The following is a 24,620-nucleotide window of genomic DNA, read 5'->3' on the forward strand; positions in this document are numbered from 1 at the left end:
CCGGCCGATCATCACTTTGCCTCGATCATGTATCCGAGCCCGCGAATGGTCCTGATCGCCGGACCATTTGGCAGGAGCTTGCGGCGAAGACGGGCGACATAGACTTCAAGCGCGTTTGGCGCCACGGCGTCGTTGAAATTGAAGACCTCGGACGCCAATCGTTCCTTGGTGACGACCTTGCCGGGTCGATTCAGAAGCGTCTCCAGAACCGCGAGCTCCCGTCGACGCAGATCGATTGGTTCTCCGCTCAGATAAGCCGTGCGGCACAATCTGTCGAAGCTGAGCTGTCCGAGTTTGAGTACCGGGTCGAGCACGCCCTGCCCCCGGCGAGCGAGCGCACGCACCCGGGATTCCAGTTCCTCGAGGTGAAAGGGCTTCGCCAGATAGTCGTCGGCGCCCTTGTCCAGTCCGTCTACGCGGTCCGCCAGTGAATCCCGTGCCGTGGAGACCAGAATCGGAGTTTGGACGCTTCGTCGTCTTAGTCGTTGCAGAACTTCCAGACCATCCAAGTCGGGCAAGCCCAGATCCAGCACGATCGCACAATAAGGAACGCTTTGGGCGATATCCAATGCCTCCTCGCCGGAGGACAATATGTCCACGGCGAAGCCCGCGGCGTTCAGCGACACTTCCATCCCATGTGCGAGACGTCGGTCGTCTTCAACAATCATGACCCGCAACGTTTATCCCCCAGATGAAGGTTGCGGCATCCCTTTCCCGATTATTTTATCATTCTGAAATTCAAGAACAAATTTACGATACTTATGGCGTGGGACAGCGCTAGGCATCGCCTGTGCGACCTTCGCTCAATCAAGAAGACTATGCATTTAGAGCAGGTGTCAAGTGGTCGTTCGGGCTCTCTTATCGACTTTGCGACAGCACAAGAGAGTTATTCCAGCCGCCCGAAACAGTGACAGCTTCATGACAGGTTCGCGACCATATGTTTGCGCATCTTCACGGCTGACAGGCTCGGGGCAACACACAGCGCCTGATCAGGGAATGGGAAAAAACACCGTGAGACTCGGGGGAGGAAGGAGGCGTGCGGCCTTTTGACGCACATCCTTTCGAAAAGGGGAACTCGATGTCGACCATTCAAGCTCGTCGGTCCAAATGTAAGGGCGACCGACCTTCGCTCCTCGGTGCCAGCGGGCTGGCTCTGGCCATTGCCATGCAGATGCTGGCCGCCGCCCCTGCCCGCGCCCAGGGAGGCGCAGCGGATGCGCCTGTTCCGGAGAGCGGCAATGCACCACAGGAGGAAACAGGGAGTAGCGATATCACCGTCACCGGTTCGCGCATCGCCCGCAATGGCTACGAGATGCCGACGCCTGTCACCGTGGTCAGCACGCAGGATTTGCAGGCGTCCGCCCCGGCCAATATCGCGGATTATGTCAACCAGCTTCCTGCTATCTCCGGCAGTTCTACGCCTAGTGGCAACCAGCGCGGTCTCACCAGTGGCGCCGCCGGCCTCAATACCGTCAGCATGCGCAATCTCGGTAGCGGCCGCACGCTGGTCCTCATCGACGGCCACCGCACGGTCGCATCAACGCTTGATGGCGCGGTCGATACCAACCTTGTCCCTCAGGGGCTTATCAAAAGCATCGAGATCGTGACTGGCGGCGCGTCGTCGGTTTACGGGTCAGATGCCGTCGCAGGCGTCATCAACTATATTCTCGATCGCGATTACACCGGCATCAAAGGTGACGTCAGCTACGGGCAGACCACCTATGGCGACGATGACACCTATCGCGCGACGCTGACCGGCGGGTTCAAGTTCGGTGACGGGCGCGGTCATCTCGTCCTTAATGGAACGATCGTGCAGCGCGACGGAATCCACGGTGTTCCGCGCGCCTGGGCGGAGAAAGGCCGCTATCTCACGCAAAATCCGGCCTACGCACCCGGTAACGGCCAGCCGCAATATATGCCGTCTAACAATGCCGGCCTCAACGTCGTTACCGGCGGCGGCATCATCGTGACTGGGCCGGCCCGCGGCGTCTATTTCGGCAATGGCGGTACCATCAACCGCTACGATTATGGCCAGAACTACAATACAACCACCAGAGGTGAGTGGACGATCGGCGGCGACTGGCAGGTCAACCAGCATCTCGACGGAACTTCTCTTCAACCCGGGGAGAACATGAAGGGCCTCTACGGCCGCCTGAGCTACGATGTGCTGAACGATGTGAATGTGTTCGCCGAGTTCTCCTATAATCGGTCGAAAGGTTCGAACTGGGGCGGACGCCAGACCGATCGCGGCAACATCACCATTGCTTGCGACAACGCCTTCATTCCCGCCGCGCTGCTGACCCAGTATCCCTCGCTTGCGTGCGGCACCCGCGCGCCGGGCACGACTTCCATCACCATGGGTTCGTTCAATCAGGACTATCCCACGCGCGAGAGCAACAATGTCCGCGAAGTCTATCGGTACGTCATTGGCGCTGAGGGCAGCTTCAGTCTGCTGACGGACTGGAAATGGGATGCCTATTATCAGCGCGGTATCGCGAAGAACCACATCTCGCTCATCTCGGCAAACCGCACGCAGCTCGCCTATGCGCGCGACGCCGTGCGCAACAGCGCGGGTGATATCGTCTGCCGCGTGACACGCGACGGCAGTACCGATCCGCTGGCCGCGGGCTGCGTGCCCTACAACAGCTTTGGCATTGGCGTGAATTCGCAGGCCGCCATCAATTATGTCATCGGCAATCCCTACACCGACCAGCGGCTGCAACAGGACGTGGCCGCCGTCAACTTCAGCACGGAGATCGCAAATCCATGGCTCAAGCCTATCGGCCTTGCCTTCGGGTTCGAGCATAGGCGCGAGGAGACATCCGGCACGACCCCGGAATTTGCCAAGGCCGGCTGGTATAGCGGCAATTTCGCGGACACCTTCGGCCACTACAGCGTCAATGAAGGCTTTGTTGAAACCCTGGTCTCGCTGCCGCTGAATCTCGAGTTCAACGGCGCCGCGCGTCTCACCAGCTATCAGCTGGCCGGCGAAGTGGTGACCTGGAAGGCGGGATTCACCTGGAGCCCGATTTCCGACCTTCGTTTCCGCGTCGTTCGGTCGCGGGATATCCGCGCGCCTAACCTCAACGAGCTGTTCGTTGCTGGCGGCGGCAATACGAATGCCCTGCTCAATCCATGGTCTGGGACCAACGCGCGCTACCGGGGTGTCCCGCAGGGCAATCTCGATCTCGATCCGGAGAAGGCGGACACCTGGAGCCTTGGCGTCGTGTATCGGCCGTCCTTCATTCCCGGCCTCGGCTTCTCGGTCGATTACTACGACATCAAGATCAAGGGTGCGATCGACTCCCTTAGTGCCCAACAGATCGTCGATCGTTGTTTCGAAGGAAATGAGAACCTCTGCCGGAACATTGCGCTCTCAATGCCGGATAATCTGGCGGCGCCGCGCTACAATTATGGGGACGGCTGGAACCGCACAACGGGTCCAGTACCGGGGTTCGCGGACTTTTGGGTCTATACGTCGCAGTTCAACTATGTTGGTCTGCGCGCCCGCGGTCTGGATTTCGAGCTGAGCTACACCACGCCGCTGGACCGCATTGCGGAAAGCCTGCCGGGCACCTTGTCGCTTCGCGGTCTCGCCAACCGCGCAATCGAGCGGGAGACTGACAATGGAACGCAGGCGCCCACCGACAGCGTAGGGCAGAATACTGGCTCGCTGCCAAAGTGGAAATATCGCGTGACGGCCAGCTATACGGTGGACGACTTCACGACTCAGCTGACCGGTCGCGGCTTCGGCAGCGGCGTGTTCAACAACAACTACGTCGAATGTACATCGAGCTGCCCAGCCTCGACGAGTATCAACCGCACCATCTCGGACAACTCACTGCCGGATGCGTTCTATGTCGATGCCTATTTCTCGAAGAAGTTGAAACTGGGTGGTTTCAACGGCGATCTGTATTTGCAGATCAACAACCTTTTCAATCGAGATCCAGCGCTTGTTGGCGCCGGTCCATCGGACACATCGAGCCCCGATCCGGGCACGAACCGCGGCCTTTACGACTATCTCGGCCGCACCTTCAGGATTGGCCTCCGGTTCGATCTGGGAGGGTGATGCTGCTCACGACGACTTCGATCCATTGAATTCAATCGGGTGCCCCGGCGCCACAAGGGGGCACCCGATTGAAGACTGGCTTACCAAGGGGAAAGAAAATGCGCGGGTTTCTTCTGACGACTACCATGTTCGCGGCCATTGCGGTTACGTCCGTACAGGCACAGACGGCTCCGGCGACCAGCGCCGCAATCACTGCGCCGGAGAAGATGCTGCCGGCCAAGCCGGGCAGCGACTATTTCCTCGCGAACTACACGCAGATTACCGCTTGGCTCAAGAAGGTCGCCACAGAGAGCGACCGGATGAAGCTGGTCAGCATCGGCAAGACTGCCGAGGACCGCGAGCAATATATGGCAGTCATTTCTGCGCCGGAGAATATCCGCAATTTGGAGAAGTACCGGCAGATCTCTCAGCAACTCGCCCTCGCCAAGGGGCTTACGGATGAGCAGGCACATGCGCTCGCCCGCGAAGGCAAGGCCGTTGTCTGGATGGATGCGGGTCTGCACGCCACGGAAGTCGTGAACGCGCAGACGCATATTCAGATTATCCATGAGATGCTCACGCAGAACGATCCCGAGACACTGCGCCTGCTGAACGACGATATCATGCTGTTCGTTTTCGCCAATCCCGACGGCCTGGAGCTAGTAGCGGACTGGTACATGCGCCAGGCGGACCCGCTGAAGCGCAACTCGGCCAATATTCCGGTGCTCTATCAGAAGTATATCGGTCACGACGACAATCGCGACAGTTTCGCCTCGACCCAGCCCGAAACAACGAATATGAATCGCGCCGGCTATCGCGAGTGGTTCCCGCAGATCCTCTACAATCAGCACCAGACCGGCCCGGAAGGCGCAGTGGTGTTCATCCCGCCGTTCCGCGACCCTTATAATTTCAACAACGAGCCGCTTGTTATCAATCAGACCGACGTGGTCGGTGAAGCGATGCATGCGCGGCTCGTCAGCCAGGGCAAGGGCGGTTCGGTCATGCGCTCAGGTGCGCCCTATTCCACCTGGTTCAATGGTGGCATCCGCACCATTGGCTATTTCCACAACCAGATCGGCATTCTCACCGAGATCATCGGCAATCCGACGCCGATGGAAATCCCCCTCGTTCTCGACAAGGCGCTACCACGCCAGGACGAGGTGCTGCCGATCGCTCCGCAGAAATGGCATTTCCAGCAGTCGATCGACTATGTGAAGGAGATGAACCGCGCGATCCTCGACTACGCGTCGAGATACCGGGAGATCGTTCTCTATAATCGCTACATCATGGGTCGCAATCAGATCCAGAAGGGCAGCACAGACAGTTGGCTCATCACGCCCAAGGGACTTGATGCGGTGCGTGCAGCGGCCGCCAAGCTGCCTGGAGCCGAGGCGGCGCAACAGGATAGCGGCCCCACGGTGGTTGGTCGTGGCGACCGGCCCGTTCCCTCGGATCTATACAAGACTGTGTTGCAGGATCCCGCCAAGCGCATGCCGCGGGCATACATTATTCCGGCCGACAGTCAGCCGGACATGCCGACCACCGTCAAGTTCCTCAATGCCCTCATCAAGACGGGTATCGAGGTGGAGCGTGCCCCGGCAGCATTCAGCTTCGGCGGCAAGTCCTATGCGGCGGGCTCATTTGTGGTCCGGGCGGATCAAGCGTTCCGCCCGCACGTGCTCGACATGTTCGAGCCGCAGGATCATCCGCAGGATTTCGCCTATCCCGGCGGCCCTCCGGTCCGCCCATATGACGTGACCGGCTATACACTCGCCCTGCAGATGAACGTCACGTTCGACCGGATGCTGGATGGTGCGCCCGAGCACTTCCCGCTTATCCCCGATGTGATGGACAATCCGCCGTCGGGCACGGTGATCGGCGATGGCGCGGCCGGTTACGTCGTCAGCCACGCCACGAACAATAGCTTCATGCTCTCCAATCGCCTGTTGAAGGCCGGAGTGCCGGTTTACTGGCTCAAGTCACCGACCAGTGTGGGGGGGCAGACGCTGGCCCCGGGCGCCTTGTGGATCCCGGCTTCAGCCAAGGCGAAGAGCGTGGTCGCGGACAGCGTCGGCCCCCTCGGCATCGATGCCTATGCTGTCGCTGCGAAGCCGGCCGGCGAGACGATGGCCGTGAAGCCCGTACGCATCGGTCTCGTCGATCTCTACGGCGGCTCGATGGCGTCGGGTTGGACACGCTGGATCTTCGAGAATTTCGAGTTCCCCTACAAGCTCGTGTTCCCGCAGGAACTGGACAAGGGCGGCCTTGAAAAGAAGTACGACGTTCTCGTATTCCAGAGCGACGTAATGGGTCGTGGGGGTGGCGGTCGTGGGCAACCGACCCCGGCCGAGATTCCGGCGGAATATCGTGCGCGCCTCGGCAGCATAACGAAGGAAAAGACCTATCCGCAGATCGCTGCCTTCGCAAAGGCTGGCGGCACCGTGATCGCCATCGGCAATGCGGCGGCGATGGGCACCGATCTCGGCGTGCCGGTCACCAATATTCTCACGCCCAACGGGCCTGACGGGAAGCCCCAGCCACTCTCGTCGAGCAAATATTATGTGCCCGGTTCGATCCTCACCACTAAGATCGATCCGAGCGATCCGCTCGCTTACGGCCTGCCCGAAACGCTGAATATCTTCTATAACAACAATCCGGTGTTCGCCGGCGCCGGAGACAGTCCCACGGCGCGCAAGGTTGCCAGCTTTTATAACGATGATCCCCTCGTCTCGGGCTGGGCATGGGGACAGAAGATCCTCAATGGCAACGCATCGATCGTCGATGCCTCGCTCGGCAAGGGCCGCGTCCTGCTGCTTGGGCCGGAAGTCACACAGCGCGGCCAGCCTTATCCAACGTTCAAATTCCTCTTCAACGGGCTCTTCTATGGGCCGAGCATGAAGGGGCAGACAGCCGCCCTGACGCGCGGCGCGTCCACGACGCAGCCCGCCGAGTAGGGCACAGGAGGGAGCGGCTCTTCCCCCCGCTCCCTCCCACCCGGCACCCAACTCATGAAAAGATCGCTGACGCCTTTCATCCTGGCCGCGCTGGCGCTTGGCCTGGCCACCGGTTTCGCTGCCCATGCCATGCTCGCGCCGGACGCGCGAGTAGCACTGGCGGGTGGCCTTTCCATACTCACGAGCCTGTTCCTGCGGCTCATCAAGATGATCATCGCGCCGTTGGTGTTCGCCACGCTTGTCGGCGGCATCGCGCACATGGAGAGTCTCGGCAATCTGGGCCGGATCGGCCTGCGCACCATCGCGTGGTTCCTGGGTGCGGGGCTTGCATCGCTTACCCTGGGCCTGTGGCTTGTCACGCTGCTCCAGCCCGGCGTCGGCGCGCATCTGGTCGCATCCGATGCCGCTGCTCCCGTGGCGATCGAGGCGTTCACCTTCGGAAACTTCCTCAACCATCTCGTGCCTACGTCCATCATTGCCGCGATGGCCGACAACGAAGTTCTCCAGATCGTCCTGTTCTCGCTGCTCGCAGGCGTCGGCCTCATGTCTATGGGGCCAGCCGCACGGCCGCTGATAAGCGGCGTGGACGCTCTGGCCATTCTGATGCTGCGTCTAACGGGCTATGTCATGTGGCTTTCCCCGGTCGCGGTTTTCGCCGCTGTCGCCGCTGCCATCGCGGTAGAAGGCTCTGCTATCCTATTCATCTATGGCCGTTTTCTCGGAGGCTTTTATCTCGGGATCGCGCTCCTGTGGGTGCTTCTGTTCGCGGCCGGCGCACTTGTCGCTGGCCGGCGGATCTTCGGCCTGCCCGCCGTGCTGCGCGAACCGCTGATGCTTGCTTTCTCCACCGCCTCGTCCGAGGCGGCACTGGCGCCGACCTTTGCTGCGCTTGAGCGGTTCGGGGTGAAGCCGCGTGTCGCCGGCTTCGTCCTGCCGCTGGGCTATTCGTTCAATCTCGATGGCACGATGATGTACTGCACCTTCGCGGCGATATTCCTGGCGCAAGCCTATGGCGTGCCGATGGATCTCTTTCAGCAGATCACGATCCTGCTGACACTGATGATCACGTCCAAGGGCGTGGCAGGGGTGCCCCGCGCTGCAATTGTCGTGCTAGCAGCGACGCTCCCGCAATTCGGCATCCCTGAGGCCGGTCTGCTCGCGTTACTCGGCATCGACCATTTCGTGGATATGGGGCGCACAGCAACGAACGTGATCGGCAATGCCATCGCCGCAGTCGTCGTCGATCGGGGACAAAAGTCCGTCGCCGCGGGGGGCGCGCCTCCTGCTCATCTCCCGTCGGCGGATCCGCTCGCCGGTCAGGGGAGGCCGGCACAAGACGCTGCGCTCATTCCCGAAACTCTCATTTGAACAAGCGAAATGGTCAGGCCCAATGAATCAGAATCTGATTGAAGACCGTCCCACGTTCGTCACGCATCTCGAATGCTCGATGACCGGCGAACGCTACGAGGCCGATCGTCTTCATGGCCTTTCTCGCGTCGGTCGCCCGCTTATCGTCAAATATGATCTCGAAGCCATGGGACAGGTGCTCTCCCGCGATGCGCTTGCCGCGCGCGAGACCGATCTGTGGCGATGGCGCGAACTTCTTCCAGTAAGAAGCACGCAAAACATTGTCTCGCTGGGCGAGATTGAGACACCGCTAGTGCCTATTCCGCTCTCGGGCGGCGCCAACGCGCTCGTCAAGGATGAGGGACGCCTGCCGACCGGCTCCTTCAAGGCGCGCGGGCTGGTGATAGCCGTTGCGATGGCGCGAGAGCTTGGCATCACCCGTATTGCAATGCCGACCAACGGCAATGCCGGCGCGGCCCTCGCTGCCTATGCGGCGCGTTGCGGGATAGAGACCGTCATCCTGTGTCCTGAAGAGACGCCGGAAGTGAATGTGCGCGAGATCGCCCAGCAGGGCGCGCGGGTCTATCGCGTGAACGGCCAGATCGACGAATGCGGCGCGATCGTTGGCCGTGGCGCCGCAGAGGGCCTCTGGTTCGATTTCTCGACGCTCAAGGAGCCTTATCGGATCGAGGGCAAGAAGACGATGGGCCTGGAGCTCGCCGCGCAGCTCGGCTGGGAGCTGCCAGACGCCATCTTCTATCCCACCGGCGGCGGCACGGGCCTCATTGGTATGTGGAAGGCGTTCGATGAACTGGAACGTCTCGGCTGGATCGGATCGAAGCGGCCGCGGATGTATGCCGTGCAGGCCTCGGGCTGCGCGCCCATCGTCCGTGCGTTCGAGGCAGGCGTCGAACATGCCGAGCGCTGGGAAGACGCCGCCACCGTCGCGGCGGGTATTCGCGTACCGAAGGCGGTCGGCGATTTCCTCATTCTGCGGGCAGTGAGGGAATCGGGTGGCCGTGCGATCGCCGTGGACGATGACGCGATCCTCGCCGCAGTCGATGCCTGCGCCCGGAAGGATGGCCTTTTTCTCTGCCCGGAAGGCGGAGCCACGCTGGCCGCCTACCTTCAGACATTGCGGGACGGGATCGTTGATGCGGAGGAAAAGGTCGTTCTGTTCAACTGCGCCACGGGCCTCAAATATCCCATGCCGCCAGCGGACGCCTGGCTGGATCGGACCGCGCCGATTGATCTAGCCAGTTTGTGACGCAAAAGTTCACCGTGCCGGCCTCTCGTCCAAGGGCACCAGCTTTGCCCCGCTTGATTGAGCATGTCGTGATCATTGGAGGCGGCTTCTCCGGTACGCTGCAAGCAATCAACCTGCTCCGCCACGGCGAAGCGCGTGTTACCCTTATAGAAAGGGCCAGCGCACCAGGTCGAGGGCTTGCCTATGGCGCGGCGCATCCCGGCCATCTACTCAATGTCCCAGCGTCCGGAATGAGCGCCTTCCCTGACGATCCGTATCATTTCGTGCGATGGTTGCAGCAGAGAGGCATCGACAACGCAGCTACTACATTCGCCCCGCGTCTCACTTATGGCACTTACGTGGGCGACCTGCTGGCGAATGCCTTGCGAGGATATCCTGACCGCTTTGTCCTGCTCCATGACGAGGCGCAGGATGTGACGCAACATGGCAACGGAGCCCGTGTGCATCTGCGGTCGAAGGTTATCGATGCCGATGTGGCGGTGCTTGCGATAGGCAATCTTGCACCCGCGCTTCCGGCTAAAATGCACGGGCTAGCCGAGGGGCGCTACGTACCTGATCCCTGGCACAGCGCCGCCCTGGATGGCCTTGGACCGGAGGACACGGTGCTGATCCTGGGGACAGGCCTAACCATGGTCGATGTTGCGCTGTCACTCTCAGCCCGCCCCTTCTCCGGCAAGGTCGTCGCCCTGTCGCGGCGCGGCCTTGTTCCTCACCCACATGATCTCTCCACGGGCCCAACCCCGCCCCTACGCGAGCGGCCACTCTACAACGCATCCAAATTGGTGCGTACCGTGCGCGATCGCGCAAACAGCATCGGGTGGCGCGGCGCGGTGGACGAACTGCGTCCGTTTACGAGGGAGTTGTGGCTCGCAGCGAGCCCTGCCGATCGACGTCGCTTCCTGCGGCACCTAAGACCATGGTGGGATGTGCATCGCCACCGCATTGCACCTGAGGTCCACAGGCGCCTTGCGGCGATGCGCGCTTCCGGACAGCTAATCGTGCGGGCGGGCAATCTGTGTGCGGTGGAGGAACGTGGGGAGAGCGCGATTGTATCATGGAGGCCACGCGGGAGCGACCATACTCGTCAGCTTTCTGTACAGCGGATCGTCAATTGCACCGGTCCGCTCAGCGACGTCTCCAGCACTTCCGACCCTCTCCTGCTGCGCCTAGTTGCGCGGGGATCGATCCGCCCGGACGACTTACGGCTCGGCTTCGACGTAGATATATCCGCAAGGACGATCGATGCGAACGGCAATGCCAATAGCTGGCTGGTTGCAGTTGGCCCGATGACGCGCAGCGCCTTCTGGGAAATCATCGCCGTACCCGACATTCGGGTTCAGACTTTCGCGCTCGCACGCAGGCTGAGCAATGCCCACTGGATAGGAGCCGAAGGGCTGTAGTACCGCTTCTGCGGAGGCCGCGCTCCTCCCAACCGGAATGACGCAGAATGCGGACTGAGCATTTCGAGGCAGCTTTAACTGGTCTCAACAGTACTTTCATTCTGGACAGAGGCAGCAAAGATTTCAAATCCGACCGCGCATAACGGCTTGTTGGCGGTCATAGCCGTTGATCGCGGGTGATGACCCTTTCATCTCGTGTACACGACCATGTATACGACGAGCGCGTATCTCGATGAAAAGTCTTGTATACACTGGTAGATGCAACCCGCGCCCGCCAGCAGGACTGCCCTTGCGCGCTGCGACCCAGCTGCACGCCCAACACACCCGCTCGCAACATCGTGCGCTCCATCCATGAAGGCGCGCGGGACATCGCCACCGCCGATGCTTACGCCACCTCACGGCGACAGGGAAAGAAGGTCGAGATGCTGTTCACCCACCTCAAACGCATCCTGAAGCTCGACCGGCTGCGCCTACGCGGTCCCAATGGTGTGAAAGACGAGTTCCCTCTCGCTGCCACCGCACAGAACCTGCGCAAGATGGCAAAGATCATCCGATGCCCGCCCAAACAATGCCAGCCTGAAGAGGAAGGGCGTGCTCGCCAGCGCTCAGAGATGCTCCCAGCCTGCGCCAGAAAGCCACTTCTTCAACAGCATCCCACTAGCGTCGGTCATTCAGCCTTATCCTGCTATTGTGCCTGCGACCGCTCCCGCTGAATGAAGGCAAAAGCTAGATTTTCAGTATCTGTCTCCTACGCGTAAATGAGCGAGCTTTCCAGCTTCGGGACGAGGCTGAAAATCGCGATTTCAGGCGTCGCCGTTCCCTGAAAGCGTCATCTTTCAATGAGATCGTCCACCGATTAACAGATTTTTAAATGCGACCATGCCCCATTGAATGATCAATGGGGCATGGGGGAAGTGTATGTGGAAGCTCGTTGACAACGGGAGCAGTGTGTCAGCTCTCGACGTAACGGGATTCTTGAGTCGCTTCTTGGAAAGCACGCGAAAGCTTGTTTTCATTTCGCTGATCGCGGCGATTGCGATCCTTCAAACGCTGTACTTTCCCGCCCCTGCCTTCGCACAATCCACGCCACCACCCTTTCCCGGCTGCACATCCGACGTTTATCTTGGGCAGAATGTTCCGACCCAATTGTTTCGCGTCAATACGGCGACGAATCCGTTCACCTACCCTTCCATCGGGTCGGCATTCGGCAGCGCATACAACGCTATCGCGTACAACCCCGCCGACAATTACATTTACGGCATCGATCGGCCGAGCGGGTCGAATGTCCGTCTCTTACGGATCGGAAGCAACGGTGCGGTGCAGGTTGTCGGCACGATAACCGGAGGCAATATCAACATACCCACCGGCTATCCTGTGGCCGGCGAAATCGGTTCGGACGGCTTCTTCTATCTGAAATATCAGGCGGCCAGCGATGCCGCCATTTATCGTGTCGATCTGTCGAGCCGCGTTGCGACGCGCGTGAACATGTCGCAGTCGCGCAGCTCGACCGATATGGCCTGGTACAATGGCCGCCTCTATTCGCACGACGCGACCAACGGCATTTTCTATTCGATCGATCCCACCAGCGGCCAGGTCCAGAACATCGGTTCGTCGGGCGTGGGCGGACAATTCGGAGCATTCGTCAGCGCATCAAACGGGGTCTTCGGCATCAATAACGATGGCGGCTTCTATCAGTTCAACCTCCAGACGGGCGTCGCGACCCTCATCTCGTCCTCGCCGGTGACGACGAACAACGACGGCGCCAAGTGTTTCAGCACGCCGCTGCAGTTCGGCGCCGACCTTTCTATCACCAAGACCGATAATACGGACTTTTACACGGCCGGCGGGAGCCGGACCTACCGCATCGTGGTAAGCAACAGCGGGCCTTTCGGTGTCCAGGGCGCGGTGGTCAACGATCCGCTTCCGAGCGGCATTACGTCTGCGAACTGGACCTGCGGCGCAGCCACCGGTGGCGGGGCATGCGGCCAGTCCAGTGGAACTGGCGCGATTGCCGGTCAGACGGTCGACCTGCCAGTCGGCGCATCCCTCACATATACGATGACCGTGCAGATCCCGTCAGGCTATTCGGGAGATCTCACCAACACGGCGACCGTTACGCCGCCCGATACCGCGCTCGATACCAACCCGGCAAACAACAGCGCCACCGATGTCGATGCGGGGATTGTAGTTGCGAAATCGCTGGTCGCCGAAAGCGGCGCGCTGGCAAACCTCGCCGAAGCAGGCGAGCAGCTGACCTATGAGATCAGCCTGACGAACACGGGCACGATCGCGGTCAGCACCTACGACCTGATCGATACGCTCGACACCAATACAAGCTTTATCAGTGCCACCGGCGGCGGAGCGCTGAGCGGCGGCAATGTCGAATGGACAAATCTGTCCATCCCTGCCGGCGGTTCGCTTACCCTCACGGTCGTAACGCAGGTCAACAATCCGCTGCCCCCCGGCTTGACGCAGGTCGCCAACCTCGCCCGCGACCCGGACGGACCGACGCCCAGCTGCCCATCGGGACAGTGCGTCGTCACGCCGGTGGCGCCGGCCGTTACCTATTCCAAGAGCACGACGGCGACGAACGCCGCAGTCGGCGATGTCATCGAATACATATTGACGGCCCGGGTGTTTCACTCCCCGACCACCGAGCAGCTCACGCTGACCGACACGCTTGGCACGGGGCTCGATTTCACAGCGGTGACCAGCGCCGGAGCCTTTACCTGCGGAAGCGGAAACCCGCTTGTCTGCACCTTGCCGGCGGGAACGCCGGTCGGCACCTACAGCCTTACCTATACGGCGACTGTGAACGCGTCCGCGACCGGCAGCGTCTCGAACGTCGTCGTTCCCACGGGCGGCAACAATCCGACCTGCGAAGGCGCTTGCGACACCGATACGACGATCGTTGCGCCTGACGTTACCTTTGCCAAGAGCGCCGACACGGCCGGACCGGTTTCGACGGGCGACGTCATCACCTTCACGCTCACGACGACGATCACCAATTCGCTGATCACCTCCGATGTCGTGCTGCTCACCGATACGCTCGGCACGGGGCTCGATTTCGTCGCCGTCACGAGCCCGGGCATCTACGGGGTCGACACTTCCGGCGATCCGGTGATCCGGTTCACGCTGCCTGCCGGCACCGGGCCGGGCAGCTATTCGGCCGTATATACCGCTATCGTGACACCCGATGCGACGGGCTCCGTGAGCAATGTCGTCGTGGGAACGGGGGGCGACAATCCCACTTGCACGACCGCCTGCGGTACCGACACGCCCGTTGCCGATCCGAGTGTCACCTACGCGAAGAGCGTGGTCGCGCCCGGAGCAACCGTAGCGGTCGGCGATACGCTGACCTATACGCTGAGCGTCACCGTCGGCAATTCGCCGACGACCGGTCTTGTCACGCTCACTGACACACTGGGAACAGGGCTCGATTTCACGGCGGTCACCGGCGCGGGCGTTTTCAGCTGTACGCCTGGAAATCCGCTTTCCTGCACCTTGCCCGCAGGAACGCCCGTCGGCACCTATGATCTGACCTATACCGCCACGGTCAACGACGATGCCGTGGGCAGCGTGACCAACGCGGTTCTGGGATCCGGGCCCGACGATCCGACCTGCGGCGGCGTCTGCGACACGACGACGAATGTCACGCCGTCCGAGGTCACTTATTCGAAGAGCACGAGCGCCTCGAGCGTCAGCGTCGGCGACACGATCGCCTACACACTGACCGCCATTGTGACGAACTCGCAGACCACCGGCGTCGTCACGCTGACCGACACGCTTGGCGCCGGGCTGGACTTCGACGGGGTGACGAGTGCCGGCAGCTATAGCTGTGCGCCCGGCAATCCGCTTGTCTGCACGCTGCCTGCGGGGACGCCGGTCGGTACCTACAGCCTCACTTACAATGCCGTCGTGAACAACTCCGCCACGGGGAGCGTCACCAACGCCGTCCTTGGTTCCGGTCCTGACGACCCGGCATGTGCGGGCGACTGCGACACCGATACGACGGTCATCGCACCTGCCGTCACCTACGCGAAGTTTGCCGACACCGCGGGCCCCGTCAGCGTCGGCGACGTGATCACCTTCACGCTTCGGACAACCGTGGCGAATTCGCAGACCACGTCGGATATCGTGCTCCTCACCGACACGCTGGGCACCGGTCTCGATTTCACCGCGGTTACCAGCGCCGGCGCCTATAGTGTCGATGCATCGGGCGCACCGGTGGTCGAGTTCAGGCTTCCGGCAGGCACCGGACCGGGCATTTATGAGGCCGTCTATACCGCAACGGTCAACGCCCAGGCTTCGGACGCGGTCTCGAATGCGGTGGTCGGAACCGGCGGAGACAATCCGACCTGCACTACCAATTGCGGCACCGAAACGCAGGTCGAAGATCCCGTGGTGTCCTATGGCAAGAGCGCGAGCGCGACCCAGGTCAAGGTCGGCGACACGATCAGCTATACGCTGACCGCCACGGTCGCAAATGCGGCCACCAACGGGGTCCTGACGCTCACCGACACGCTCGGCACCGGCCTGGATTTCGGCAGCGTCACAAGTGCGGGCGCGTTCGCCTGTACGCCCGGAAATCCGCTGGTCTGCACGCTGCCCGCCGGAACGTCGGCTGGTACCTACAGCCTCACCTACACGGCGACCGTCAACGCATCGGCGACGGGCAGCGTCACCAATGCCGTCCTCGGCACCGGATCCGACAATCCGGCCTGCACCGGCTCGTGCACCACCGATACGCCCGTAATCGAGCCTGAGGTCACCTATGCCAAGACCGCCAGCACTCCGGGACCGGTCTCGGCGGGCGACGTCATCACCTTCACGCTGACGACGACCGTTGCCAACTCGATGACGACATCGGATGTGGTCCTGCTCACCGACACGCTCGGGAGCGGCCTCGACTTCACCGCTGTCGTCAGCGCCGGCGCCTATAGCGTCGATGCATCCGGCGCCCCGGTCGTGCGCTTTACGTTGCCGGCCGGGACCGGTCCGGGCACCTACAGCGTCGTCTACACCGCGACCGTCAGTGCCACGGCGACCGGTTCGGTCAGCAATGTCGTGGTCGGCTCGGGCGGCGATAATCCGACCTGCACCACCCAGTGCGGTACCGACACCCCGGTCGAAAACCCAACCGTCACTTACGCCAAGAGCGCCAATGCGACCCAGGTCCAGGTCGGCGACGTCATCAGTTACACCCTGACTGCGACGATCGCCAACTCGGCCACCGCCGGCGTTGTCACGCTCACCGACACGCTGGGTACTGGCCTCGATTTCACAGCTGTCACCAATGCGGGTATCTTTACCTGCAACGCAGCAAACCCGCTGGTCTGCACGCTGCCTGCCGGCACCGTACCTGGCACATACAGTCTCACCTATACGGCTACCGTCAATGCGAGCGCGACCGGGACCGTCAGAAACGTGGTGCTGGGCTCGGGATCCGACAATCCCACCTGCACCGGCGACTGCGATATCGACACGCCAGTTATCGCGCCTGCCGTCACCTATGCCAAGACCGCGAACACAGCCGGCCCGGTTTCGACCGGCGACGTCATCACCTTCACGCTGACGACAACGGTTACGAACTCGATGACCACCTCGGACATCGTTCTCCTCACCGACACGCTTGGCACCGGTCTCGACTTCACGGCGGTGGTCAATGCCGGCGCCTACAGCGTCGACGCATCCGGCGCTCCGATCGTGCGCTTCACCCTGCCTGCCGGCTCAGGCCCCGGCACCTACAGTGTCGTCTATACCGCAACCGTCAACGCAGCGGCGACGGGGACAGTCAGCAATGTCGTGGTCGGCTCGGGCGGGGATAATCCCACCTGCACCACCAACTGCGGCACCGACACGCCGGTCGCGGATCCGACAGTCACCTATGCCAAGGCGGTGACGGCGCCCGCTGCCACGGCGAATGTTGGCGATGTCCTGACCTACACGCTCACCGCGACGGTCGCGAACTCGCCGACCACAGCCGTCTTGACCCTCACCGACACGATGAGCGCGGGCCTCGATTTCACCGCGGTCACCAATGCGGGTATCTTCACCTGCAACGCGGCGAACCCGTTGGTCTGCACGCTCCCGGCAGGAACCGCTGTCGGGACCTACAGCCTCACCTACACCGCAACCGTCAACAACCAGGCCACCGGTTCGGTCAGCAATGTCGTGGTCGGCACAGGCGGCGATAATCCCACCTGCGCAGGCAGTTGCAACACCGATACGCCCTTGTCGGCGCCAACGGTGACCTATGCCAAGTCGGTGACCGGTCCGGCCGAAGTGAAAGCCGGCGACCTGCTGACCTACACGCTGACGGCGACGGTCACCAATTCGCCGACGACCGCCATTCTGACGCTCACCGACACGCTCGGCACGGGTCTCGATTTAACCGCCGTCACCAATGCTGGCATCTTCACCTGCAACGCGGCGAACCCGCTGGTGTGCACGCTCCCCGCCGGTACGGCTCCGGGCGCGTACAGCCTCATCTATACGGCGACCGTCAACGCGCAGGCGTCGGTCTCGGTGAATAACAGTGTGGTCGGCGCCGGCGATAATACACCCACCTGCGCTGACACTTGCGACACTGACACGCCGGTTGCGTCTCCTGTCATCAGTGTCGCCAAGTCGGCCGATCCTGCGGCGGGCGAGGCCATTCAGATGGGGCAGACGATCAACTATTCGCTGATCGCCACCGTCGCGAACGGCGCGACGACCGAGCCTCTGGTCCTGGTCGACACGCCTGATCCGGGCCTGACGATCGTCAACATGCCGGCCAGCTGCGTCGCAACCGGCGAGACCATCACCTGCACCCTGCCCGCCGGTATGCCGGTCGGGACGCACAGCCTGACCTACACGGCGACTGTCAATGACAGAGCTGGCGAGACGGTACGGAATCTGGTGACCGCTGCCGGTGGTGGCGGAACCTCGGTGCCGAGCTGCGACGCCTGCGCCACCGAGCACAAGGTCGAACTCCCGCTGATCCGCCTCGTCAAGACCGCCGCGGTGCGCGAGGTCAGGATCGGCGATCTGGTCCGCTACACGCTCTCGGTCGAGAATGTCGGCGAGCGCGACCTGATCGGCGGTAACATCGTCGATATGCCGCCGGCCGGCTTCACCTACGTCGAAGGTTCGCTGCAGGTCGTCGATGGTGACAATATGGCCAGCGTCTCTGGCCAGAGCCCGCTGCGTTTCGAAGGCGTCGACGTTCGCGCCGGGGAGACCGCCACGCTCGCCTATCTGATGCGGGTGGGGGCCGGCGTCCGCCGGGGCACGCACATCAACCAGGCCCAGGCCTGGTCCGGAACCAGTGTGCCGGTCTCCAACGTGGCGACTGCGCAGGTCGAGCTGATCGGCGATCCGCTGGTCGACGAAACTCTGGTGTTCGGCACTGTGTTTGACGATCGTGACGGGGACGGCTGGCAGGATAGTGCGGCGCTCTCTGGCTTGCACGTCCAGGGCGGGTTCGCGCCCGCGGCCTATATTGCCGGCTCAACGCTGGTCGATCGCGGCCAGGGCATGGTGCCCGAGCCCGATGCGAGCGCGCCCATGCTGCACGGCATCAGGCTCGGCAGCCTCAATGCCCGCCAGTCGGAGGCCGATCCGGTCGATAAGCATCGCATCGTGATCCGCCAAAAGCTGAGCGTGCCGGCCTTTACCGACGATTTCATCCTCACCAATGATCAGGGTGTCACCATCCGGATGAATGCAGCCGGCGAGACCCGTATCGAGAAGAGCGGTGACGCGGCCAAGGGCCTGAACGGCGCCGAGCCGCGGGTCACTCGGCAGGTCTCCCAGGGCGATGGCGGTTATGTGGTTGACTATGTCGTCGAAAATGCCGGCATCGACGAGCGCGGTATCCCCGGCGTGCGCATCGCGTCGGTCGAGGGTCTCATCATGGAGACCGATCAATATGGCCGCTATCATCTCGAGGGCGTGGCCGGAGGCCAATGGCAGCGCGGGCGCAACTTCATCCTGAAGGTCGATCCCACCACCCTGTCCGATGGCGCGACCTTCATCACCGACAATCCGTTGCTGCGCCGGATCACCCCGGGCGTGCCCGTCCGGTTCGACTGGGGTGTGAAGCTCCCCGTCGCGCTGATGGAGAGCCGCACGGAGACCATCGAACTGGAGTTGGGCCGCGTGATCTTCGCGCCGGGCAGCACCGAGGTTCGCGAGCAATATCATCCTGTAATCCAGCGCATGGCCGCCAAAGTGAATGAATATCAGGGCGGTGAAGTCATCATCGACGCCAACGGCGACACAGAGGCGCTGGCGTTCGAGCGCGCCGAGGCGGTGAAGGCATCCCTCCTCCCCCTGCTGGATCCGGCTTCGGCGCGCAACCTCGCCATCATCGCACGCGGGAAGGTCGATGATCCAGGCTCGATGGTGGTCGGGATCGATGAGGGTGGTGCCCTGTTGGGAACCGTCCTGTTCGACACTGACAAGTCGGACATTAGGCCTGAGTTCGGGCCGCTACTCGACAAGGTCGCGGCCTGGATCGCCAAACAGGGCGGCGGGATCATCGCGATCGTGGGCCACAGCGATGTCCGCGCCTCGTTCGACTACAACACAGCGCTCGGCATGCGGCGCGCCAGGGCGGTCTATGACGCGATCGCCGAACGGGTCCCACCAGACATCCGAAGCAAGTTCCGTGTCGAGAGCAGCAACGATCCGACGGCTCCCGTCGGCGAGCGGAAGTGAGGGAGGGCCAGACCATGAAAAACCAGCTCCTCAACCTCACCCTCGCCAGCCTGATGGCCAGCGTCGCGATGCCAGCGCTCGCCCAGAATGCAACGCAGACCGCGGACGATCGTGCCGACGAGAGTGGCGAAGCGCTCGACTGTTCCGACGATAGCTGCACGGACGGCAGCGGCACCGTCTTCCGTCTGCGGACCCGCAGCTATGCGCGGCCGATCACGACTGGCACCAACGAGCGCTCATCGTCGGACGCCCTGCAACCCGACCGACGCGTGACCATCGCCACGGAGCAGCCTGGACAGGCGACGGCACTCGGCAAGTTCTCGATCTCGCTTCCCAACGGCGGCGTGATCTGGGCGAGTGAGGACCCGACACTTGGCCAGCCCGAGCTTTCCGTGTCGGCGCCGTCCATGGTCGCCTATGACGGCACGCGGATTGTCGATCCGGTCCAGTTCTTCGTGCGCGGCAACTATCCCGGCTTCATCAGGAAGCTGGAAATCTCGATCTATCGCAGCACCGACGCCGACCTCATCGAGCCGCTGGCAATCGTACCGCTCGACGTTGCCGCCGTCACGCAGGTCAATTGGGACGGCGCACTTCCCGGCAAATACCGGTTCCGCGTTGGCGACGAGCTCATCTATGTGCTTCGTGCCTATGGCGAGAATGGCGCGTTCGATGAGACGACCCAACGCCGGCTGCAATTGGTGCGGCCCGAGGACGTTGCGCGCAATAACCAGTTGCTCCGCAACAATGTCGAGAAGACGCTCGGTACCGCTCTCACGATCCAACAGGCGCAAACCCAGAACCTGATCGACGACGTGTTCAGCGGCAATGGCCTGCGCCAGCAGAACATCGCCATTCGCGGCTCGCGCATCCGCATCCAGGGCCGCAATCTGCCGCAGAACGAGCAACTCACGATCAACGGCGAATCCTATCCGGTCGATCTGGAACGCAAGTTCGTCGCCGAATATCTCTCGCCCATCGGCCGGCACAGCTTCGATATCGCACTCACGGGCAATGGCGATGGACCAGCCCAGCATCACACGCTCGATGTAGATGTGAGGGGCCGCTACTTCTTCGGGGTCGGCATTGCCGATCTCACCATTTCGCAGAACGACATCTCCGGCTCGATCGAACCGTTCGCGGGCGACCCGCGTGCGAACGACGACATCCTCGCCGATGGTCGCCTCGCCTTCTACCTTAAGTCCAAACTGGGCGGCCGCTATCTGGTGACCGCGCAGGCCGATACCACCGAGCGCGACATCGCCGATCTGTTCAAGGGCTTCGGCAAGGCCGATCCGCAGGACATCTTCCGGCGGCTCGATCCCGATCTCTATTATCCCGTCTATGGCGATGACTCGACCACCTACCGCGACATCGACACGATGGGGCGCTTCTATCTGCGCGTCGACTGGGACAAGAACCAGGCACTTTGGGGTAACTACCAGACCGGAATCACCGGCACCGACTATGCGCAATATATCCGCTCGCTCTACGGCGCGGCGCTGAACTTCCGCTCGAACGGCAACAATCTGTGGGGCGACCCGAAAACGGAAGTGCGCGCCTTCGGCTCGCAGGCGCAGACCGCGCCGGGCCACAATGAGTTCATCGGCACCGGCGGCAGTCTCTATTATCTGCGCCATGCCGACCTTCTGCCCGGTTCCGACGTCGTCTATCTCGAGATCAGGGACCGCACCACCGGCCGCCCTGAGAACCGAATCCAACTCACACGCGGGGCGGACTATGAGATCGACGAGTTGCAGGGCCGCATCATTCTCACCCGCCCGCTCGCCCAGATCACGCGGGAGAATGTGCCCACGCTCACGCGCGACACACCACTCGACGGCTTCGAGCAGCGGCTGATCGTTGATTATGAATGGGTGCCCTCAAGCTTCGACAGCGACGAGATCACCGCTGGCTTCCGTGGCAAGCAATGGTTTGGCGACCATATCGGCCTCGGCGCAACCTATGTCGACGAGAACCGCGCCGGCGAGGATTATACCCTTTATGGCGGCGACATCACGCTGCAGGCGGGCAAAGGCACATACCTCAAGGGCGAGTTCGCCCATACCGAGGCGCTGGTCGCGCCGACCTTCTTCTCCACCAATGGCGGCTTCGACTTCACACGGCTGACCAGCACTGGCCCGCAGGAAGGCGACGCCAAGTCCATTGAGGCGCGCGTCAACTTCACTGAACTGGGCTGGGTGGCGCTAGACTGGAGTGCTGCCGCCTGGTGGCGCGATACCGATGCCGGCTACTCGACCAGCCGCTACAATACCGGCCTTCCCACCACCGAATATGGTGGCGAAGTGCTCGGCCAGATCACGCCGAACCTCGGCATCTACGGACGCTACAGCAAGGCCGAGAGCGGCCCCAACAGCTTCCTCCAGATGCAGGGCAGCCTTGACTGGCGGATCGACGACGCGAACAGCCTCGCAGCCGAGGTTCGCCGCGTCGACGAGAACTCGGCCTATGCCAATGCCGACGGCATGCTCGGTGCGCTCAAATATACCCGCCGCATCGGCACCGCGCTCGACCTCTATGCGCAGGGCCAGCTGACGCTCGACGACGACAATGGCCGCTATCGCAGCAACGACATGGTCCTTGCCGGCGGCCGCTATCTGTTCGGCAACCAGTCTTCGGTCGGCGCGGAGGTGAGCACCGGTGATCGCGGCGACGCTGCGACCGTCAACGCCGAATATAAGCTCGCGCCCGATCATACCATCTACGGCGCTTACACCTATTCGACCGACACGACGGAGTATGAAAACCTCCTCAATCCCAACCGTCAGAACGGATGGACGCTGGGGCAGCGCTGGCGTTTGTCCAATCAGGTCAACATCTTCAACGAGAGCCAGTATCTCAAGGAACCGACCCAGTCGGGCCTCGCCCATACCTATGGCCTCGACTTCTATCCCGCCCAGGGCTGGAGCACCGGCGTCACCTATCAGACGGGCGAATTGCGCAACCAACTGGGCGGCATTGTCGACCGGCGCGCGGTCAGCGTGCGCCTCGGCCGTACCTCGCCCGACACCGACTGGCAGAGCAAGCTCGAATGGCGGCGCGACACGGGCGCCGAGCGCCGCGAGCAATGGGTCACCACCAACCGTATCACCCACAAGATCAACGAGAGCTGGCGGGTCGCGGCACGGTTCAACTATTCGGACACGACCGATAACATCAATCCACTCGCCGGTGCGAAGTTCGTCGAGGGCAATGTCGGGTTCGCCTGGCGTCCCTGGAACAACACCCGGTGGGGTGTCTTCGGCCGCTACACCTATCTTTATGACCTCGCCACCCTGGGTCAGGAAGGCGGCGCGGACTATGATCAGAAATCACAGATATTCTCGCTCGAAGGCGTCCACCGGCTCGACCATCATTGGGAGTTTGCGCTCAAGCTGGCCCGCCGCGACGGCGAGGTCCGTATAGGGCGCGGCTCGGGCCAATGGTTCGATTCCGCGACCAACTTTGCCGCCGGTCAGGTTCGCTACGAGGTCCTCTCCAAATGGCACGCTCTTGCCGAGTATCGCGTCCTCGACGTGAAGGACGGCGGCACCAGGCACGGCTTCCTCGTCGGGCTCGACCGCGACGTCGCCAAAAACTTCAGGATCGGGGCGGGATACAACTTCACGCAGTTCTCCGACGACCTCACCAGGTTTGGCTACGACCAGAAAGGCTTCTTCATCAATCTGGTGGGGAGGTATTGATCCCGGCCAGACAGCTCATCGAATTTTGCCGGGACGTGCTGAGCGGTGATGGCCGCTGTCACTTAGAAGCGCGTTGCCACGGCAAGGAGCGATAGCGGACATTCCAGTTGCCCCTGCCGAGCCAAGCAAGCAAATCCGGAGCTTCCGCCAGTTTATACACACGCTCCTAAGTGTTGCATCCCGGTGGCTTCCGATAGTGAGGCTGGCGCATGTACAACCGGCCGAAGATGCTTACGTCGCGTGTGGCATCGACTGCCCCATGTCGCTGGAGCAATCGACGTAATAGCGGCCCAACAGACGCCGATTAGGCTTGGTTTCTCTGAAGTTGTCGCCGGCGCGGTTTGCCGAATTTCTTGAGCGCGAAAACGCCCAGCAGAAGCGGAAGAACGCACAGGCCAATGGCGACGAGGACGAGATGCTCAACATTGAGGCCGATCTCAGCAGCGCGAGTGCCGGCGAAGTAGCCCGGCGCGAGGAGAGCGGGAACCCATAGGAAAGCTGAAACGACGTTTGCTGTTTGAAAGGACATTTGCGGCATTTTGAGAACGCCAGCCACCACCGGAACGGTCGAACGTACCGGGCCGAGAAAGCGCCCGAGCAGAACGGAAATAAAGCCGAAGCGCCGGAAGAACAGGCGCGCTCTCGCAAAAGCGAGGCGGTGGCTGCGTAACCACGGATGTCGATAGATGGATGCGCCAAAAGATCTGCCGAGATAGTAGGAAAGCCAGTCCCCTAAAATTGCGCCGATGAGCGCGCAGACGATCACTGGCATGGGATCGATGACTCCTGCCCCGATCAGGCCGCCAACGGCAACCATCGTGGCGATCGCAGGGACAAAGAGGCCAACCAGCACCAGCGATTCGAGAAACGCAAGAACCCCAATGATCGGGCCGCTCCAGCCCGCATACTGAACCAGTGTTTCCTGTAGGAAGTTCGAAATATCTGTCACGCACCGTTCATCCGCTCGCCTACCCTGTTCTAGCGAGCAATAATGGACCCCTGCTTAACACAAGGGTGGGGAATGGCGTTTGGCCGGATTTTATCGTTCACATGATTCCGCCCGCAACCAGCTTGCCAAAGGCAACTCTGCTCGGTTAACGCCGGGCCATCGATGGCGGGGCCTGTAGCTCAATGGTTAGAGCTGGCCGCTCATAACGGCTAGGTTGCGGGTTCGAGTCCTGCCGGGCCCACCAT

General features: G+C 62.0%; 9 protein-coding genes, 1 tRNA gene and 1 pseudogene. 9 read left to right on the forward strand and 2 right to left on the reverse strand.

Translation table 11 applies throughout. The annotated features are described in order from the left end of the window. Window positions 1-11: 11 nt before the first annotated feature. Window positions 12-677 carry a response regulator gene (locus ACNAOH_RS01410; protein ID WP_443971005.1) on the reverse strand — a complete coding sequence of 222 codons (666 nt, stop codon included), beginning with the start codon at window positions 675-677 and terminating at the stop codon, window positions 12-14. A gap of 401 nt (window positions 678-1,078) precedes the next feature. Between ACNAOH_RS01410 and ACNAOH_RS01415 the strand changes: the two genes are divergently transcribed. From ACNAOH_RS01415 to ACNAOH_RS01450, 8 genes and pseudogenes are all read left to right on the forward strand, one after another. Continuing rightward, window positions 1,079-4,069, forward strand: coding sequence for a TonB-dependent receptor plug domain-containing protein (locus tag ACNAOH_RS01415; RefSeq protein WP_443971006.1), 2,991 nt, complete (start codon window positions 1,079-1,081; stop codon window positions 4,067-4,069). 98 nt (window positions 4,070-4,167) lie between these two features. Then, on the forward strand, window positions 4,168-7,002 hold the full coding sequence (locus ACNAOH_RS01420; protein WP_443971007.1) for a M14 family metallopeptidase: 2,835 nt from the start codon (window positions 4,168-4,170) through the stop codon (window positions 7,000-7,002). 54 nt (window positions 7,003-7,056) lie between these two features. Further along, entirely contained in the window at window positions 7,057-8,370 is a 1,314-nt protein-coding gene (locus ACNAOH_RS01425; RefSeq protein ID WP_443971008.1) for a dicarboxylate/amino acid:cation symporter, read from the forward strand. Window positions 8,371-8,392: 22 nt separating this feature from the next. Further along, window positions 8,393-9,616 carry a threonine synthase gene (locus tag ACNAOH_RS01430; protein ID WP_443971009.1) on the forward strand — a complete coding sequence of 408 codons (1,224 nt, stop codon included), beginning with the start codon at window positions 8,393-8,395 and terminating at the stop codon, window positions 9,614-9,616. 44 nt (window positions 9,617-9,660) lie between these two features. Next, window positions 9,661-11,016: an FAD/NAD(P)-binding protein gene (locus ACNAOH_RS01435; protein WP_443971010.1), complete on the forward strand. Its 1,356-nt coding sequence runs from the start codon at window positions 9,661-9,663 to the stop codon at window positions 11,014-11,016. A gap of 266 nt (window positions 11,017-11,282) precedes the next feature. After that, window positions 11,283-11,567, forward strand: a pseudogene (locus tag ACNAOH_RS01440) (transposase); the annotation flags it as partial. Window positions 11,568-12,003: 436 nt separating this feature from the next. Next, entirely contained in the window at window positions 12,004-19,722 is a 7,719-nt protein-coding gene (locus ACNAOH_RS01445; RefSeq protein ID WP_443971011.1) for a DUF6923 family protein, read from the forward strand. Window positions 19,723-19,736: 14 nt separating this feature from the next. Continuing rightward, window positions 19,737-23,426, forward strand: coding sequence for a hypothetical protein (locus ACNAOH_RS01450; RefSeq protein ID WP_443971012.1), 3,690 nt, complete (start codon window positions 19,737-19,739; stop codon window positions 23,424-23,426). A 304-nt stretch (window positions 23,427-23,730) separates the two neighbouring features. On the opposite strand, the gene ACNAOH_RS01455 is transcribed toward ACNAOH_RS01450, so the two are convergent. Next, entirely contained in the window at window positions 23,731-24,375 is a 645-nt protein-coding gene (locus tag ACNAOH_RS01455) for a DedA family protein (protein WP_443971013.1), read from the reverse strand. Window positions 24,376-24,543: 168 nt separating this feature from the next. Between ACNAOH_RS01455 and ACNAOH_RS01460 the strand changes: the two genes are divergently transcribed. Continuing rightward, a tRNA-Ile gene (locus ACNAOH_RS01460) sits at window positions 24,544-24,619 on the forward strand. The last annotated feature ends 1 nt before the right edge of the window (window position 24,620 follow it).

Origin of the sequence: Sphingobium sp. CR28, from assembly GCF_052327305.1 — a bacterium.
Taxonomy (GTDB): Bacteria; Pseudomonadota; Alphaproteobacteria; order Sphingomonadales; family Sphingomonadaceae; genus Sphingobium.

Excerpts from the sequence above, each read along its gene's own strand:
- ACNAOH_RS01425 (WP_443971008.1), top strand. The coding sequence starts at position 7,057 with ATGAAAAGATCGCTGACGCCTTTCATCCTGGCCGCGCTGGCGCTTGGC.
- ACNAOH_RS01420 (WP_443971007.1), top strand. The coding sequence starts at position 4,168 with ATGCGCGGGTTTCTTCTGACGACTACCATGTTCGCGGCCATTGCGGTT.
- ACNAOH_RS01430 (WP_443971009.1), top strand. The coding sequence starts at position 8,393 with ATGAATCAGAATCTGATTGAAGACCGTCCCACGTTCGTCACGCATCTC.
- ACNAOH_RS01450 (WP_443971012.1), top strand. The coding sequence starts at position 19,737 with ATGAAAAACCAGCTCCTCAACCTCACCCTCGCCAGCCTGATGGCCAGC.
- ACNAOH_RS01415 (WP_443971006.1), top strand. The coding sequence starts at position 1,079 with ATGTCGACCATTCAAGCTCGTCGGTCCAAATGTAAGGGCGACCGACCT.